10 protein-coding genes and 1 pseudogene are annotated in these 15,952 nt (G+C 72.6%); 2 read left to right on the top strand and 9 right to left on the bottom strand.

What is annotated here, in order from left to right; translation table 11 throughout:
- Positions 1-4: 4 nt before the first annotated feature.
- Positions 5-1,099, bottom strand: a complete 1,095-nt coding sequence (locus ABZ854_RS21805; protein WP_129309943.1) for a DUF5925 domain-containing protein — start codon at positions 1,097-1,099, stop codon at positions 5-7.
- Between the two features lie 120 nt (positions 1,100-1,219).
- Between ABZ854_RS21805 and ABZ854_RS21800 the strand changes: the two genes are divergently transcribed.
- The gene (locus ABZ854_RS21800; protein ID WP_361213353.1) at positions 1,220-2,638 is read left to right on the top strand and encodes a xylan 1,4-beta-xylosidase; all 1,419 of its coding nucleotides are present in this window, start codon (positions 1,220-1,222) and stop codon (positions 2,636-2,638) included.
- 15 nt (positions 2,639-2,653) lie between these two features.
- Here the strand turns inward: ABZ854_RS21800 and ABZ854_RS21795 are convergent, their stop codons facing one another.
- The 5 genes and pseudogenes from ABZ854_RS21795 to ABZ854_RS21775 all read right to left on the bottom strand — a co-directional run bounded on the left by ABZ854_RS21795 (position 2,654) and on the right by ABZ854_RS21775 (position 10,216).
- Positions 2,654-6,514, bottom strand: a complete 3,861-nt coding sequence (locus ABZ854_RS21795) for a lipopolysaccharide biosynthesis protein (protein WP_361213350.1) — start codon at positions 6,512-6,514, stop codon at positions 2,654-2,656.
- Positions 6,507-7,310, bottom strand: a complete 804-nt coding sequence (locus ABZ854_RS21790) for a polysaccharide deacetylase family protein (RefSeq protein WP_361213347.1) — start codon at positions 7,308-7,310, stop codon at positions 6,507-6,509. The genes ABZ854_RS21795 and ABZ854_RS21790 overlap by 8 nt, the downstream gene beginning before the upstream one ends.
- A 292-nt stretch (positions 7,311-7,602) precedes the next feature.
- Positions 7,603-8,571, bottom strand: a pseudogene (locus ABZ854_RS21785) (glycosyltransferase family 2 protein); the annotation flags it as partial.
- A complete protein-coding gene (locus tag ABZ854_RS21780; RefSeq protein WP_129309947.1) occupies positions 8,568-9,389 on the bottom strand; it encodes a glycosyltransferase family 2 protein in 822 nt (273 codons plus the stop codon). The pseudogene ABZ854_RS21785 and the gene ABZ854_RS21780, both read right to left, overlap by 4 nt.
- Positions 9,390-9,757: 368 nt before the next feature.
- On the bottom strand, positions 9,758-10,216 hold the full coding sequence (locus tag ABZ854_RS21775) for a hypothetical protein (RefSeq protein ID WP_361213344.1): 459 nt from the start codon (positions 10,214-10,216) through the stop codon (positions 9,758-9,760).
- A 243-nt stretch (positions 10,217-10,459) separates the two neighbouring features.
- Here ABZ854_RS21775 and ABZ854_RS21770 point away from each other — a divergent pair, with 243 nt between their 5' ends.
- Positions 10,460-11,266 (top strand): SGNH/GDSL hydrolase family protein, encoded by an 807-nt coding sequence (locus ABZ854_RS21770; protein ID WP_361213341.1) that lies wholly within the window; start codon positions 10,460-10,462, stop codon positions 11,264-11,266.
- A gap of 132 nt (positions 11,267-11,398) precedes the next feature.
- Here ABZ854_RS21770 and ABZ854_RS21765 read toward each other — a convergent pair whose 3' ends face one another.
- The 3 genes from ABZ854_RS21765 to ABZ854_RS21755 form a co-directional block, all read right to left on the bottom strand.
- On the bottom strand, positions 11,399-12,868 hold the full coding sequence (locus tag ABZ854_RS21765; protein ID WP_361213338.1) for a nickel transporter: 1,470 nt from the start codon (positions 12,866-12,868) through the stop codon (positions 11,399-11,401).
- Positions 12,865-14,136, bottom strand: a complete 1,272-nt coding sequence (locus ABZ854_RS21760) for a tetratricopeptide repeat protein (RefSeq protein ID WP_361213335.1) — start codon at positions 14,134-14,136, stop codon at positions 12,865-12,867. The genes ABZ854_RS21765 and ABZ854_RS21760 overlap by 4 nt, the downstream gene beginning before the upstream one ends.
- A 235-nt stretch (positions 14,137-14,371) precedes the next feature.
- Positions 14,372-15,913 (bottom strand): DUF4331 domain-containing protein, encoded by a 1,542-nt coding sequence (locus ABZ854_RS21755; protein ID WP_361213332.1) that lies wholly within the window; start codon positions 15,911-15,913, stop codon positions 14,372-14,374.
- Between the last annotated feature and the right edge of the window lie 39 nt (positions 15,914-15,952).

Here is a 15,952-nt window from a genome sequence, read left to right as displayed (position 1 = left end):
AGCACTACAGGTACAGTCCCGCGTCCGCCCCGTCCCGCGCGCCCGGCACGGAGGTCGGTGCCGTGCCCCGCCGCAGCGCGTACAGCTCCGCGAGCGTGGCGCCCTCCCGGCCGACGCCCTTCTCGGTGCCGAGCCAGTCCACCGCCTCCGGGCGGGTCAGCGGGCCCACCTCGATGCGGGCCAGACAGCGGCCGGGCCGGACCACGGCCGGGTGCAGCCGCTCGAGGTCCTCGTTGGTGGTGACCCCCACCAGCACGTTCCGGCCCTGGCCGAGCAGGCCGTCGGTGAGGTTGAGCAGCCGGGACAGGGCCTGGCCGGCGGTGTGCCGGGCCTCGCCGCGGATCAGTTCGTCGCAGTCCTCCAGCAGGAGCAGCCGCCAGCGGCCCTTGCCGCCCGCGTCGTCCTCGCCGATCGCGATGTCCATCAGATAGCCGACGTCGGAGAAGAGGCGTTCGGGGTCGAGGACGCAGTCCACCTGGCACCAGTCCCGCCAGGACCGGGCCAGCGTGCGCAGCGCGGAGGTCTTGCCGGTGCCGGGCGGCCCGTGCAGCAGGAGCAGCCGGCCCGCGATGTCCTCGGGGGTCGTCCTCATCAGGGTGTCCATCGCCTCGGCCACCGGCGCCGTGTAGTTGGGCCGCACCTCGTCCCAGGTGCCGGCCGAGATCTGCCGGGTGGTGCGGTGCGGGCCGCGGCGCGGGGAGACGTACCAGAAGCCCATCGTCACGTTCTCCGGCTGCGGTTCCGGGTCGTCGGCCGCGCCGTCCGTGGCCCGGTCCAGGACCGACTTCGCCAGTTCGGCGCTGGTCGCGGTGACCGTGACGTCCGCGCCCCGGTTCCAGCGGGAGATCAGCAGGGTCCAGCCCTCGCCCTCGGCGAGGGTCGCGCTGCGGTCGTCGTCGCGGGCGATCCGCAGCACCCGGGCACCCTCGGGCAGCAGGGTCGCGCCCGAGCGCACGCGGTCGATGTTCACGGCGTGCGAGTACGGCTGCTCGCCCGTCGCGAAGCGGCCGAGGAACAGCGCGTCGACGACGTCGGACGGCGAGTCGGAGTCGTCGACGTGGAGCCGGATCGGCAGGGCGTCGTGTGGGTTGGCGGACATGCCGCCATGATCCGGTACCGATGCCGTCCGCGCACGGCATTTCCGCCGCTTGTCCCGGTCTTCTCCCGGTCTCCCCGACACCTGCCCGGCAACGGGACTCCGCCGTTACTGTTGTCCTCGATGCGACGTCATGGGTGGTATACGGGGACTCGGCGGTGGCGGCTCACCGCCCTGCTCGGAGTGGGCGTGGCCGTCCTGGCCCTGGTCGTGACCCTGATCCACACGCTGCCCGGCGGCGGCAGCACCGCCGGGACCTCGCGCGCCGGCGACAAGGTGCACGGCACGCCCGCCGTACCGGACGGCCCCCCCGAGCCGTCCGTGGGCTGGGGTTTCACCCACACCCAGTACAGCGCGGACGAGGGCAGCGCCACCGCTACCGGACGCGTCCGGCGACTGCTCGCGCGGGACGGCGGGCTGCCGCAGGACCAGGCCCTCATGGGCTGGGGCGCCGACAACCCCGAGCCGGTCAAGGGGCATTACGACTTCGGCGCGATGGACCGCCGTATCGACTTCATCCGCGCCTCCGGCGGTACCCCCGTCGTCACGCTGTGCTGCTCCCCGGACTGGATGAAGGGCGGCAGGGCCGGCGTCGACAACACGAACTGGAGCCAGGCCGCGCTGGAGACCGCGCCCACCCCGGAGCACTACCAGGACTTCGCCGACCTCGCCGCGACCGTCGCCCGCCGCTACCCCGACGTACGGCACTTCCTCGTCTGGAACGAGTTCAAGGGCTTCTGGAACGACGCGAAGCACCGCTGGGACTACGAGGGCTACACGAAGATGTACAACCTCGTCTACCGGGCGCTGAAGAAGGTCGACAAGGACATCATGGTCGGCGGCCCGTACCTGGTGATGGACAGCCTCGACCCCCGCGACCCGAACGCCTCCGGCGCGCTGAAGGGCCCCTGGGGGGCCATGGACCAGCGCGTCATCGACGCCTTCGACTACTGGAACACCCACAAGGCGGGCGCCGACTTCGTGGTCGTCGACGGCTCCAGCTACACCAACGACGACGAGCTGCTGCCGAACGAGTTCGGCGCCACCGACAAACTCACCGCCGTCAGTGCCTGGGTGCGCCGCCAGACCCACGACCTGCCCCTGTGGTGGGCGGAGTACTACGTGGAGCCCGGCGACGCCAACGACGACCGCAAGGGCTGGTCCGAGCAGCACCGCCTGGCCGTCCACGCCGCCGGCCTCATCGCCATGGCCAAGGGCGGCGCGGACTCCGGCTTCTACTGGAACCCGGAGGAGAAGTCCGGCACCGACTGCCCCGGCTGCCTGTGGACGCCGACCGACACCGCGGCAGGCGGCCGTGAACTGCCCATGTACAGCCTCCTCTCCCGCTTCGACCAAGCCTTCCCCCCCGGCAGCCACTACGAGCCGGACCCCGTCGCCCCGGACGACGTACCCAACGTCCGCGTCCTCGCCACCGCCAAGACCGCCCTCGTCGTCAACACCCTCAACCGCACGATCAGCGCCCGCGTCGACGGCAAACGATTCGCCCTACGGCCCTACGAGGTGAAGTGGCTCGCCCGCTGAGCCACTTCACCCCCTTCACTTCATCGTCAGGAAGCGTTGGATCAGGGAGGCCAGGAACAGGGTCAGGAGGGGGAGGGAGAACCAGAAGCTGCTCTGGAGCAGGCGTAGGTGACGGATGGTCGGGCGGGCTGCCACTCGGAGCAGTTCGCGGGCGGTCAACAGGAGGATCAGGGCCACGGCGGCCAGGGCGCCGACCACCGACCAGGGGGTCCAGGTCACCTGCGGGCCGATGGGGCCCGGTGCCGGTTTGGGGACCGGGCCGGGCGGCTGCTTGCGCATCGCGTACACGGTGACGTCGTCGTTGCGGAGGACCTTGGTCAGGTCCTGCCGGTTGTCGAGGTTCCGGATCAGCCCGGACTCCCAGGTCGGCGCGTAGCCCGCGTCCAGCCGCAGGTACGTCACCTGACTTTCGTTGATCATGAGGTACGAGTTCGGGCCCGCGTCCTTCAGGGCCTTCACCAGGCCCGACACCAGCTGCGGGTCGGCCGGCGCCAGGGTCGGCACGTAGTTCACCCGCTCCATGTCCCGCGCGCCCCACGGCAGCGCCGGAGTCACGTCGTTGACCGTGTCCTGGGTGAGCCACAGCAGCCGTACCGTCGGCTTGTCGTGCGCGTACACCCAGTTCATGGCGGCGACCTCGCCGGGCCGGGTCCGCTCGAACGGCTCGTTGCCCCAGCGGGCGACCAGGAAGCCGCCCATGAGCAGCAGCCCGACCAGCAGCGCGGCGACCGGGGCCAGCCGGTTGCGGCCCTTCTCCCGTTCCCCGGCGGTGGCTCCGGTGCGCGGGAAGAGGGCGAGGGCGCCCAGCAGGGCCGCGCCCGGGAGCGCGAACATGAAGACGCGCAGCGCCATCTCACCGCCGTACGACTGCATGCCGAAGCCCAGGAACGGTACGAACGTGAGGACCAGCAGCGAGCGTTCGCGGTACCGGTTCAGGCGCCGGCGCAGCCAGCCCCAGCAGGCGAACCCCAGGACGGAGCCGGCCAGCAGCACGCGTGTGTACAGCACCAGCTTGTGCGTCGGACTGCCGCCCTGGATACGGCCGGACACCGAGGTCGACACGTTGCCGCCCACCCCGCCGACCCCGCCGAACAGGTCGTCGAAGTGCCCCGACCAGTACGGCTCGGCCATGAAGCCGAGCCAGGCCGCGACGACCACCGCGAACAGGATGGGCAGCCCGCGCAGTTCGGAACGCCGGGCGAGGACCAGGACTGCGAGCACGCCGAGCATCACGAACGGGGTGAGCTGGTGCGCCGGGACGCTCGCCGCGAACAGGCCGATCAGCACCAGCAGCAGGACGGCCCGTTGCCGCCGGTCGGCCGGCTCGACCTCGGCCTCACCGGGCCGGTAGCGCGTCCAGAGCACGCGTGGGGCGCGGAACCAGACCAGCAGCACCGCCACGAACATCAGGTACAGCAGATAGGTGAAGCCCTGCGGGGAGAAGTAGTCCTGGCCGACCCACCCGCTCAGCATGAACAGCCAGATCCCGGTCCACTTGGCCCGCCAGCTCGCCCGCAGCGACCGGGTGAGCAGGAACATCGGTGCCAGGTAGGCGAGTTGCACGGCGGTCGGCCACCAGCGGATGACCTCGGTGAAGTCCTTGATCCCGCAGGCCCGCCCGACGAACGCGCCCACCGCGAAGAAGCCGGGCCAGCTCCAGCGGGCGTCCAGGTCGGGTACGGCGGACCCGGTGCGGTCGATGTAGTCGATGAAGCCGAGGTGCTGCCAGGCCGTCGGGAACCGGGGGTCGGTCTCGATCACGGCGGGCAGCGCGTGCAGGGAGATCACCGTCGCCAGCAGCGTGATCAGCAGCAGCGCCCGGTGTTCCCGGCGCAGCCGGAGCAGCGCGGCGAACACCGTGATCAGCAGCGCCGCCCCGGCCAGCGTGGGCAGGGGCAGCACTGAGACCAGCCCGAGCCCGCCCATCCGGTCCAGATCGGCCTCGCCGAGCCGCGACGCGGGCACCCAGTACAGCAGCAGGGCCGCCACGAGCAGACAGCCGAGGACGACACCGGTGCGGGTGGGCAGCAGCCGGTGCCGGGAGGGGGGCGGTGGCGGCTCCTCCGGTCCGCCGGTCTCCGGTACGTCGGTCTCCGGTCCGCAGGTTTCCGGTACGTCGCCGCCGGGCTCCGACTGCCGCGGCAGCAAGGCCTCGCCGGGCCCCAGCGACGCCGCCGTGCCCGGTTCCCGCTCCTCCACCGGCAGCCCCGGCCGGGGCCCCTCGGCGACCGGAGTACGTGACGTGCCCGGGGCCGGCCGGACCGGCAGCGTCCACGTCGGCCGGTCGTCCCCGGCGGCGTCCGCGTCCACCACCGGCGTGCCCGCGGGCGGGGTTCCGGGCCCCGGGCGGACGTCCGGCCGGCGTTCGACGTGGTCGAAATCGACGTGGATGCCGAGGGCCAGGGTGTCGCCGTCCAGCGCCCAGGCCGGGCCGCGCCGGCGCGACGGGGCGGCAGGCACCGGGACCTCGCGCGCCCCCAGGTCGGCGAGGTCGCCGTCCGGTGCCGCCGAGTCAGGTACGGCGTCCGGCGCGGCCCGCAGCGTCCGCCACAGCCTCGGTGCGGCCAGCGTGACGATCACCGTGAGGCTGGAGATCTCGGCGACCCCGGCACCCGTGAGGCCCATCCGGGGCAGCAGGAGCAGCGTCAGCCCCAGCACGAGCACGCACAACAGGCCCTGCATCCAGGCGAGTCCGCCGGTGCGGCTCTGGGCGCGCAGCACCGCGAAGTACGTCTCCATCACGACCCGCAGCAGCGCGCCGACGGCGAACCAGCGCAGCAGCGGGGTCGCCGCCTCGGCGTAGTCGTCGCCGAACACGCCGAGGATCCACGGGGCCGCGAGGAACAGGAGCCCGCAGATCGGCAGCATGATCCGGGCCATCCGCCGCAGCGCGGCCCGGGTGTTGGCGGCGAGCCGCGCGGGGTCGTGCGAGCCCTCGACCGTGAGGGACGCGCCCATGTTGATGGCGAGCAGGTTGACGGTGCCGCCGATGGTGGTGGTGATGTAGAAGTACGCGTTGTCCTCGGAGCTGACCTGCGAGGCGATGATCACCGGGACCAGGTAGACCACGGCGAGGGAGAACAGGGACCCGGTGTAGTCCCCGGCGAGGAAGCGGCCGACCTCCTTCAGCGTCGGCGGACGGGCGCGGTCCTCGGTGGCCTTGACGTGCCGGGGGACCAGCCGCCGGAACACCAGCCAGCCCAGCGGCACCACGGAGGTGGCGATCGCCGCGACCCAGGACACGAAGACACCCGTGGTCGGCACGGCCACCGCGAACGCCACGAGCAGCGCCAGCTTGACCGCCGAGAACACGGTGTTGCCGACCGGCACCCAGGGCGCGCTGCGCAGCCCGGTCAGCACCCCGTCCTGCAGGGTGAGCAGGTTCCACGCGGCGACGGCCGCGATGAAGCCGAGCCCGTTGAGGGGACCGTGCAGGAAGCGGTACGACGGTCCCCACGCGTCCAGGGTGAGCAGGAACACCCCGGCGGCCACCGCCACGACCAGTGAACTTCCCGCGTAGGTACGCAGGATGAGGCGGCCGGTGCGCTGCCCGGACACCGGGATGAACCGGGCGAGTGCGCCGGTCAGGGTCACCGCGGTCAGCCCGGCGAGGAGCTTCATCGCGGCGATGGCGGCCGAGCCCTGCCCGACCGCCGACTCGGAGTAGTAGCGGGCGGCGGCGAGCCAGAAGCCGAGGCCGAGGACGGCGGAGATGCCGGTGTTGAGCATCAGCGCGTAGGCGTTGCGGAACAGCGGACTGCCGCCGGGCGCCCGGCCCATGCCGGGCAGGCGCAGGCGGCGCCCCGACGGTGCGGGCGCCTCGGTGCCGGGCGCTGGGGCCTCGGTCGTGGTCGTGGTCGTGGTCGTGTCAGACACGGGAACGGATGGCCTTCCGGCGGACCTGGCGTGCTCTCCGGACGAGGGCGTACCCCTGGGTGAGGGCGCGGTCCCGGGCGAAGGTGCGGGCGATCGCGCGGCCCTGGAGCAGCCGCTCGAACTCCTCGGCACCGGTGCTCCGCCGGACCGTGACGCGCCGCAGGGCGTACGGCCCCTGCCGGCGGCGGGCGAGCGCGTTGCCGACCGCGAGCGCCTGGTCGTACCCGGCCGCGCGCACGGCCCGGCGGACCCGGCGGTCGGAGTAGCCGTACGGGTAGGCGAACGACACCGGCCCGCCGCCGCCCAGTTCAGCGGCGATGATCTTCGTGCTGTCGGTCAGTTCGGCGGCCAGAGCGGTGTCGTCGAGCTGGTCGAGCTGCGGGTGGGTGTGGCTGTGCCCGCCGATCTCGACGCCGGCCGCGGCGAGTTCGCGCACCTGGGGCCAGTCGAGCATGGTGTCCAGGCCGCCTCCGGTGTCGCGGGCGCCCCTGATCCAGCCCGTCGAGACGAACAGGGTGGCGGGGAAGCCGTGCTGGGCGAGGACGGGCAGCGCGTACCGGTGCACGCCCTCGTAACCGTCGTCGAACGTGATCAGCACCGGCCGGTCGGGCAGCGGCCGGCCGGACCGCCAGCGCGCCGCCAGCTCGGCGGTGGTGAGGGGGGTCAGGCCCAGGTCCGCGACGAGTGCCATCTGCCCGGCGAACGCCTCCGGCGCGACCGACAGCCCCCGGGTGGCGTCGTTCGGCGCGGTCGCGACGGCGTGGTACATCAGGATCGGCACGGCCGCGTCACTCATATCCGCCCTCCTCGTCCAGACCCGGCCCGTCGGCCCGGTCGGCCATCGCGCTCCCGCCGGCCCCGGCGCCCGTCGTGTCCCCGGCGGTCCCATGGACGCGTGCGGCCCGGTCGGCCCGCGCGGCCGCCGCCGGCCCCCGGGCCCCTTCGGTCTTCAAGCTGCCGTCGGACCCGGCGCCCGTCGTGCCCCCGGTGGTTTCATGGACGCGTGCGGCCCGGCCGGCCCGTGCGGCCGCCGGCGGCCCTTCGGGCTGTTCGGTCTTTGCGGCCCTGTCCGCCCCCTCGGCCATGTCGATCGGGACCACCGTGAACCTCGGTCCGCCGCGTCGGGACCGTACGCTGCCCATCACGTAGCCGCTCGCCGCCGTGAGGACGCCGGTGATGATGGCGGCCGCGCGGCCGGCGCCGCCGGGGCGGGCGAGCAGGGCGTCGCGCAGCCCGCGGGCGACGCCGGCGGGCAGGACGCGGGTGGTGTACCGGCGTTCGGACTCCAGGCCCTTGCCGGCGCCGACGCTGCGGGCGACCAGCGCCTTGGACAGGCCCTCGGCGTAGGCGCGGGTGCGGAAGTACGCGAAGTGCTCGCGGGCCGCGGGCACCCGGTGGTGGATCACCGCGCGGTCGTCGATGAGCAGGACGGCGTCCGGGCGGGCGCGGGTGAGGCGGATGCACAGTTCCGTCTCCTCGCAGCCCAGTGGGCGCCGGTCCCCGTCGCGGCCGATGCCGGTGGCGAACCCGCCGGCCGCGTGGAACGCCGTACGCCGGAAGGAGGCGTTGCCGCCGAGGACGTTGCGCACCCGGACCCGGCCGGGCGGCAGGCCGCGGTAGGTGCAGCCCACCACCCAGTCGAACTCCTCCGGGAACCAGGCCGGGCGCCGGCCCGACGCCCAGACGGGTTCCGTGCGCCCGCCGACCGCCAGCACGCGCGGGTCGGCGTAGCCCTCGGCGAACCGGCGCAGCCAGTCCCGTTCGGCGACGGCGTCGTCGTCGAGGAACGCGATGACCTCGCCGTGGGAGGCGGCGATGCCGGTGTTGCGGCCGGCCGACAGGCCGCGCGGGCCGACGTTGGGCAGCACCCGGACGTCCCCGGCCGCCTTGTACTCGCGCCACAGCCGGTCCAGCAGGGCCCGGTTGTGGTCGACGACCAGGAGCGTCTCGCGCGCCCGGTACGACTGCGCGCGCACCGAGGCGACCGCCGCGAGGATGTCCTCCCAGCGGTCCTCGGTGTACACGCAGATCACGACGGAGATGCCGGGATCGCTCAAGACACTTCTCCCCGCACCGTGTCGAGCAGGGGGGAGTGCTGTTCCTGGCGGCGCAGCTCCCGGCGGTTGGAGCGTTCCTTGAGGATCACCTTCAGCACGCGCAGCCCGTCCCGCACGGCGCGCAGATTGCTCGCGCCGTGGATGCGGAGGTACTCGTGGCTCGGGATCTCCTGCACCTTCAGCCCCGCCTTGACGACTCTGATGTTCATCAGGGTCTCGACCTCGAAGCCGGTGCAGTCCAGCTCGATCTTGTCCAGGCAGTGCCGCCAGAACGCGTTGTAGCCGTAGCAGAGGTCGGTGTAGCGGGCGCCGAACTTGCGGTTGACGGTCGTGCACAGCGCCCAGTTGCCGAGCTTGCGGATGAACGTCATGTCGTCGGTCCCGCCGCCGTTGGCGAAGCGCGAGCCCTTCGCGAAGTCGGCGCCGGAGACCAGCGCGGAGACGTAGGACACGATCTCGTTGCCATCGGCCGAGCCGTCCGCGTCGACCATGACGATGATGTCGCCGGTGCACGCCTCGAACCCGGTGATCAGGGCATCCCCCTTGCCCCGGCCCCGCTGCTCGACGACCCGTACCGCCGGCCACAGCGAGCGGGCCACCTCGACGGTGTCGTCCGTGGAGTTGCCGTCCACGAGCACCACTTCGTGTATCCAGTCCGGGAGAGTCTTGAAGACGTACGGCAGGTTCTCCGCCTCGTTCATGGCGGGAATCACCACGCTCACGGGCGGGGTGATCGCCAGGTGGGAGGAGATGGGCCGGTAGTCGGCGGCGGTCAGCGGATCCTGGCCCGAACTAGGCGGGCGCAGCACGGAACTCATGGGTTTTTCCCTCTCGTCCGGTGGACCGCCCGCCCCTGGGCGGCCCGGCTGTGTGTCCGGTTCGAAAGGGGGGTTCTCATCGTCGGCACGGCACGGCGGACCGCCCGTGCGTTCGGATGAGCTGGCAAAGCTGGCCGGCCCGCCGGAAAGAGAACGGCGCCCGGTCGCGCGGCACGGCCCGGCCACCGATGCGGTCACCGAGCACGGCACCCCCCTACCGCGCCCCGCGCCGGTACGTCACGGCCCTGAGCCCTCCCCTGAACCGTGTGCTGACGGACCGATGCGGGTGAGATGTACGACGGTATTGACGGTTGAAGCGGAATAGCAAGACCTGGAACGAAGTCTCACTGTTTTCGTTGGTTTAACCCTTACAGCACGTTAGCCGACTTTGTTCCCCCTTGCGGGCGTTTTGCCGAACGTGCTGTTTCCCGGACGAGGGCCGGGAGCAGCAGGGCGAGGCTGAGCGCGGTCACCGCGACGACCCCGCCGCGCACCGACCAGCGGTGGACGGCCAGCATGCCCTGCGCCACCAGCATGTTGAGGACCACCGAGCCCGCAAGGGCGCTCAGGGTCCGGCCGAAGACTTCCAGCCCCCGCAGGTGCGCGGCGATGGCCGCGGCCGGCGCAACGAGCAGGAAGAACAGGGTGCACGGAGCGCGCAGCGGTGAGCCGGAACCGGTGAGCGCGAGAGTCGCGCCCACCGCGGCGACAGCCGTGGCGGCTCCCGCGAGCAGCGGCGTCAGGCCCCTCCCCGGACCCGGCCGTGCCCCGTCGGCGCCGCGCTCGGCGCCGTCTGGTGAAGGTGTCTTGATGCGCAAGGTCTGCATTGGCGTCTTTGCCCCCCGACGCGCCGGATGCCGGGCTTCAATGTCGCGCAGCCGCACAAGCGCCGTCAAGACGACGGTCCGCCTTTAAACCTTCATTCCGGGCCACTTCGGGCACCTTCGAACATGGTGTCGGGCGCCCCGAATCTAGTTGAGAACCGAAAAAATTATTGTCATGGACACTTCCTGTCAACACGCGTAGCTGGTACGACAGTTAAGGCAGAGATCCTGCTAAAGGGAGGTTCCATGAGACGTTCCCGACTTACCGGATTCGTGACCTCGCTCCTCCTCGCCGCCGGCCTCGGTCTCACCGGGGCCGCTTCGGCGCAGGCCTCCTCGACAGCCGTGAGCGGCGGCTACGTGGCGCTCGGCGACTCCTATTCCTCCGGAGTGGGCGCCGGCAGCTACATCAGCTCCAGCGGCAGCTGCGACCGCAGCACCAAGGCGTACCCGTACCTGTGGAACAGTGCCCACTCCCCGTCCTCGTTCGCCTTCAACGCCTGCTCGGGCGCCACCACGGACGACGTCCTCGCCGGCCAGCTCGGCTCGCTGAACTCCTCCACCGGCCTGGTCTCCATCAGCATCGGCGGGAACGACGCGGGGTTCGCCGACGTCATGACGACCTGCGTCACCTCGTCCGACAGCACCTGTCTGTCCCGCATCAACACCGCGAAGGCCTACGTCGACTCCACGCTTCCCGGCAAGCTCGACAACGTCTACAACTCGATCAGGGCCAAGGCCCCGTCCGCCCGCGTTGTCGTCCTCGACTACCCCCGCTTCTACGAACTGGGCCAGTTCTGCATCGGCCTCTCCGACACCAAGCGGTCCGCCATCAACAACGCCGCCGACGAGTTGGACAACGTCATCCAGAAGCGCTCCCTGGACCACGGCTTCGCGTTCGCCGACGTCCGCTCCGCGTTCTCCAGCCACGAGATCTGCTCCGGCAGTTCCTGGCTGCACAGCCTCAACTGGCTGGACATCGGCGAGTCGTACCACCCCACCGCGGCCGGCCAGTCCGGCGGCTACCTCCCGGCCCTCACCAACGCCGCCTGACCCCTCGGGTACGCCCGTAGGGGTGAACTTCGAGGGTGAACTTCCAAGGGCGAGACCCCGCTCGTCGGGGTCTCGCCTTCGTACAGGGGGTCGAGTGGGGAACAGAAGCCCGCAGAGCGTCTTCCCCGTGGCTCAGCCGAGCGCGGTCGCGGCCCCCTTCAGCACCAGTCCGGCGCCCAGGACCACGACGGTCAGCGCGGACACGAGCGGCACCCCGCGCCGCGCCAGTGAGGCCAGCGGGTGGGCGGTCCAGCTCGGCCGCCGCCGCAGCACCCGGGTCAGCCCGGACCCCAGCCGGACGACGGCGAACCCGGCCGCCGTCAGCGTCAACGCCAGCCCGGCGCCGTACGCCACCACCAGCAGCAGCCCGAACCAGGCCTGCCCCAGCGCCGCCGCGCCGACCAGCACGACCACGGCGGACGGGCTGGGCACGAGCCCCCCGGCGAACCCGAGCAGGATCGTGCCGCGCAGGGTGGGAGCGGCGGGATGGGTGTGGGGGACGCCGCTGTGGGTGTGGGTGTGCGGGCCGTGTTCATGCCCGTGTTGCCCGTGCCCGTGGTCACCCCCGTGCCCGTCTCCCCGGTGACGCCAGGCCCGCCGTACCAGGCTGCCGCCCGCCGCGAGCACCAGCGCCCCGCTCGCGATGCCCAGCCAGGCGATCACCGAGGGCGTGGCCGCCGAGCCGGCGGTGACGAGCAGGCCCAGGGCGACCACGCCGAGGGTGTGGGTCACCGTGACCGACGCGGCCAGCGGCAGCACGTCCCGCAGCCGGGCCCGGCCACCGCGCGCGGCGGCGGCCGCGGCCATCAACGTCTTGCCGTGGCCCGGGGCGAGGGCGTGCGCCGCGCCCAGCGCGAGCGCGATCAGGAGGGCGAGTGCGGCGAAGCCGAGGGTGAGGTGGTGGCGTGAGACGAGCCCGTCGAGGGCCCGCGTCCAGCGGTCCGCGCCGCGGGGCAGCACGGCGGCCCCCGGCGCGTCCTGCCGCTCCTGGGCGAGCGCCGACCCACCGGGCCGCACCCGCAGGGAGGCGGTCGCGGTGTCGGCGGGGGAGGACAGCAGGTCCCGTGGGTAGCTGGTGAGTTCGTGCGAGACCGAGGTCCCGGGCACGTCGGTCGAGGTGAGCGTCATCCGGTCCCCGCGCGCGGTGATCTCCCGCCAGCCGGGCCCGCCGGCCGCGCCCCCGCCCCGGAAGCGCACCGCGACCGACGCGTGCCGGGGGAGCCGTGCGGTCAGCCGGCACTCCACGCGCAGGGTGTCGAGCCCGGCCTGGCCGGGCCGCGGCCGGGCTCGCCCCGAGCCGACGGTCAGGGCGGCGGGCCGGCCGTCGACGGTGAGCCGGCTGTCCTCGGCGGCCCGCCGACACCGCTGTTCGGCCCATCTCCCGAGCCCCAGCCGGGCGATGTCCGGCTTGGCCTGGGTGGCCGGGATCTCGGCGAGGTCCTCCACATGGTCGACCCGGAGCTGTCCGGGGGCGGCGACGAGACCGTCGTAGCGGTTGACGGTGAAGTTGCCGAGGGGGTGCGCGCTCGCGGCACCGGCCGGGAGCAGCGCCAGCCCGCCCACGGCGAGCAGGACGAACGGCAGCCTGAACCTCGGCCTCACTTCGCCGCCCCCAGTGCCTTGCGGGCCTCGGCGGCACCCAGCGGGGAGAACCCGGGGTTGAGTCTGAGGGCGGCCGCGAGGGAGGCCCGGCCGTCCTTCCGGTGACCGGTGGCCAGCTCGATCATCCCGCGGTGATACAGGAAGGCGGCGTTGCGGTAGCCGGTCGCGGTGGACCGGCGGGCGTAGGGCAGCGCCTGCTCGTCGTCGCCGTTGACGTGCAGCGCCCAGGCGAGGGCGTCGGCGGTGTGCACGGTGTGGCGGCGGGACCACTCCGCGCGGGCCGCGCGCAGGGCGGCCTTCTTGTCGCCGTGGTCGGCGGCGGCCAGCGCCGTGTCGAGGTCGGCGTCCACGCCGTTGGCGCGGGCCAGCGCGATCCAGGCGTTCACCAGCGCGTACTGGTCGTGGGCCCGCGCCCGGTCCCCGGCCGCGCCCCGGGCCTCGTACAGCTCGCCGAGGACGACGAGCGGCGCGGGCAGCGGATAGCGGGCCACCACCGTCTCCATCCCCTTGATCGCCTCGGCCCGCCGGCCGGTCGCCGCCTGCGCGCGGGCCCGGCCCTCCAGCGCGGGCAGGTAGGTGTCGTCGGCGGCCAGGGCGCGGGCGTAGTAGCCGAGCGCCCCCTTGTAGTCGCCCTGGTTCCACGCGAGTTGGCCGAGCTGGGCAGTCACGTAGGCGACGTCTCCGGGTGCGGTGGCGCCGGAGAGCGCCTGCGTCAGGACCTTCCGCGCGGCCTTCACGTCACCCCGCAGCTCCCGCACATACGCGTACCGTGTGAACACCGGCACACCCGGCCTGCGCGCGTCGGCGGTGTCGGCGGCCCTGGACGCCTCTCCGTACCGGCCGAGTTCGACCAGCGCGTCGATCCGGGAGGACAGGGCGCGTTCGCTGTACGGGTTCCGCTTCAGCGCCCGGTCCGCACAGGCCAGGGCACCCGTGAAGTCGTGCCGCGCGGCGGCGAGCGCGGCCTGCCCGGCCAGCGCCTGGTCATTGCCCGGGGCGAGGGCGAGGGACCGCTTCAGCGCCTTCTCCGCCTGCGGGTACCGCGCAGGGTCCCCCTTGGTCCGCGCCTGCTCGTCATAGGCCAGCCCGAGCGTCGCCCAGCCACCGGCATCCCTGGGCTGCGCCCGAAGATGCCGCTGCAACGCCGCGACACTCGCATCGAGGTTCCCGCCGCCGAGCACCCCGGGATCCACCTCCCCGGACGCGCCGACCGGGGCCCCCGGGCCCGCACCCCGCCCCGCCCCCACGGCAACGGCGGCACCGGTCATGGCGACGGCCAGCAGGACGGCGCAACCGGTGAGTTGAGCCGCTCGCCAACCCGCGGACCGGCGAACCCCGGGACCCGGAGGATTCTTGTCATCACTCGTACACGGGGGCATACCTCTCCTGTCAAAGTAGGTGCGGGGGACAGCGCCCCGTAAGGGGCGCGGGGCTGTGTCGATATGCGGCTCCGCCGCGTGGGCGCGCGACCAGCCCCCACCGGCCCGCGGCCGACGAACTCGCCTAGTACGGCCTCCGCACCCGCCTCCGCCACCACGCAACCCCAGCCCCCAGCACCAAGATCCCCGCCGCCCCGGAAGCCGCCGCCGCGGCGATCACAACCGTGTCACCGGACCCACTCGAGGTCCCCCCGCCCGGCAGCAGCCCGTCGCCCAACGCATTCCGCACATCCGCCCCCGCGGGGACCCCCTTGGCCAGCGACCCCCGCGACCCCGACGTGGGCTCGGCGACGTACGGGAAGTGCTTCCCGAACCCCTTGTCGTTCGAGTTCACCGCGTCCCCCAAGTCGTTCTTGGAGCCCACCAGTTCACCCTCCATGACCTGCAGCGCCTCGTCGACCACGTCGTCGGTGAGCCGTCGGCCGTTCGGGAAGCCCGCGTTGTCCCCGTCGAGGACACCGAGCCGCTTGGGGTGCGCGGCCGGCTTGACCGAGGTGTTCAGGCGCAGTTCCTCCGCGGGGCGCACACCCGGCGGCTGGTTGAGCCCCTTGACGCCCTTGAGGAACACGTCGACCAGGTCGTTGCGCGGCTCCGCCGGCGCCTTGATCTTGTAGATGCCCTCGACGAGCTTCGGCAGCTCGGGACCTGTGACGTTCTTCAGGAACTGCGCGTCGTAGGCGGGCTGGGACGCGTTGAAGCGGTCCTTGTCCTTCTGCGGGTTGACCACCTCGTTGACCAGCGGGTTGCCCAGACGCGAGACCTGCGCGTAGTACCCCTGGGCGTTGCGCCTCTGGGTGGTCGACCAGATGCCCACCACCGGCTGCTTCGACGACTCCCGGATCAGGTCGGTCGGCACCTGCAGCGCGATCGTGTTGACGTTGTAGCCCTTGAGCGTGTCCCGGCCGACCTCGGTGAGGTTCCCGCCGTAGAGCAGGTCGAAGACGCGCAGGTCCAGGAAGAACGGGTCGTCCGCCTGGCCGGCGAAGGTCGTCGTGCCGGCGGCCGTGCGGTGGACCGCCTGGGAACGCAGCGTGCCGTAGTACGGCATCGACGCCTTGCCGACGTCCGACGGCGCGACCGGCACGTCGTCCGCGAGCTTGGTCCGGGACGTCACGTGCTCGCCGCGGAGCCGGAGCAGATCGATGTCGTAGGTCTGCGTGATGTTCAGGTCGGGGTCGTCGAGGCTGGTGACGGGGCCCGTGTTGTAGAGGAAGGTGTCGCCGTTCTTCCGGTGCGTGCGGAACGTGTAGCGGAAGACCATGTCGTCCTTCGCGTCACCGTTGTTGTCGACGTGGAGGTCGTACTGGGCGTCGTCCGCGAACGTGTAGAAGTTCGGTCCGCCGGCCGGCTCCTCGAACGGGATCCAGTTCGCCACGATCGTCGTCGTGTCGGGCTTGTCCGGGCTGACGAACGCGTACAGGTCCGTGTTGTCGTACTGCGGGGTCCCCGAGATCAGGGGGGCCTCCCGGTGGGAGGAGGCGGTGGCCGCCCCGGGTTGCAGTGTGGCGACGCCGGCGGCCGCGAGCCCGCCGGCGGCCAGCGCGCCGCAGATGAGCGGGACCAGGCCCTTGCGTCCCGTGCCGCCCCTGGAGATGAGAGGTGTCATGCCGTCCGTCCTCCGTGCCGACTTGCTTGACGGACGGGT

The sequence above is a fragment of the Streptomyces sp. NPDC047028 genome (genome assembly GCF_040644095.1).
Classification (GTDB): domain Bacteria; phylum Actinomycetota; class Actinomycetes; order Streptomycetales; family Streptomycetaceae; genus Streptomyces.
The sequence above is the reverse complement of the archived record's forward strand: the minus strand, read 5'-3'. Positions and strand labels throughout refer to the sequence as shown.

Coding starts and splice junctions, on each gene's coding strand:
- ABZ854_RS21805 (WP_129309943.1), bottom strand. CDS start 1,099: ATGTCCGCCAACCCACACGACGCCCTGCCGATCCGGCTCCACGTCGAC.
- ABZ854_RS21800 (WP_361213353.1), top strand. CDS start 1,220: ATGCGACGTCATGGGTGGTATACGGGGACTCGGCGGTGGCGGCTCACC.
- ABZ854_RS21790 (WP_361213347.1), bottom strand. CDS start 7,310: ATGAGTGACGCGGCCGTGCCGATCCTGATGTACCACGCCGTCGCGACC.
- ABZ854_RS21780 (WP_129309947.1), bottom strand. CDS start 9,389: ATGAGTTCCGTGCTGCGCCCGCCTAGTTCGGGCCAGGATCCGCTGACC.
- ABZ854_RS21775 (WP_361213344.1), bottom strand. CDS start 10,216: ATGCAGACCTTGCGCATCAAGACACCTTCACCAGACGGCGCCGAGCGC.
- ABZ854_RS21770 (WP_361213341.1), top strand. CDS start 10,460: ATGAGACGTTCCCGACTTACCGGATTCGTGACCTCGCTCCTCCTCGCC.
- ABZ854_RS21760 (WP_361213335.1), bottom strand. CDS start 14,136: ATGACCGGTGCCGCCGTTGCCGTGGGGGCGGGGCGGGGTGCGGGCCCG.
- ABZ854_RS21755 (WP_361213332.1), bottom strand. CDS start 15,913: ATGACACCTCTCATCTCCAGGGGCGGCACGGGACGCAAGGGCCTGGTC.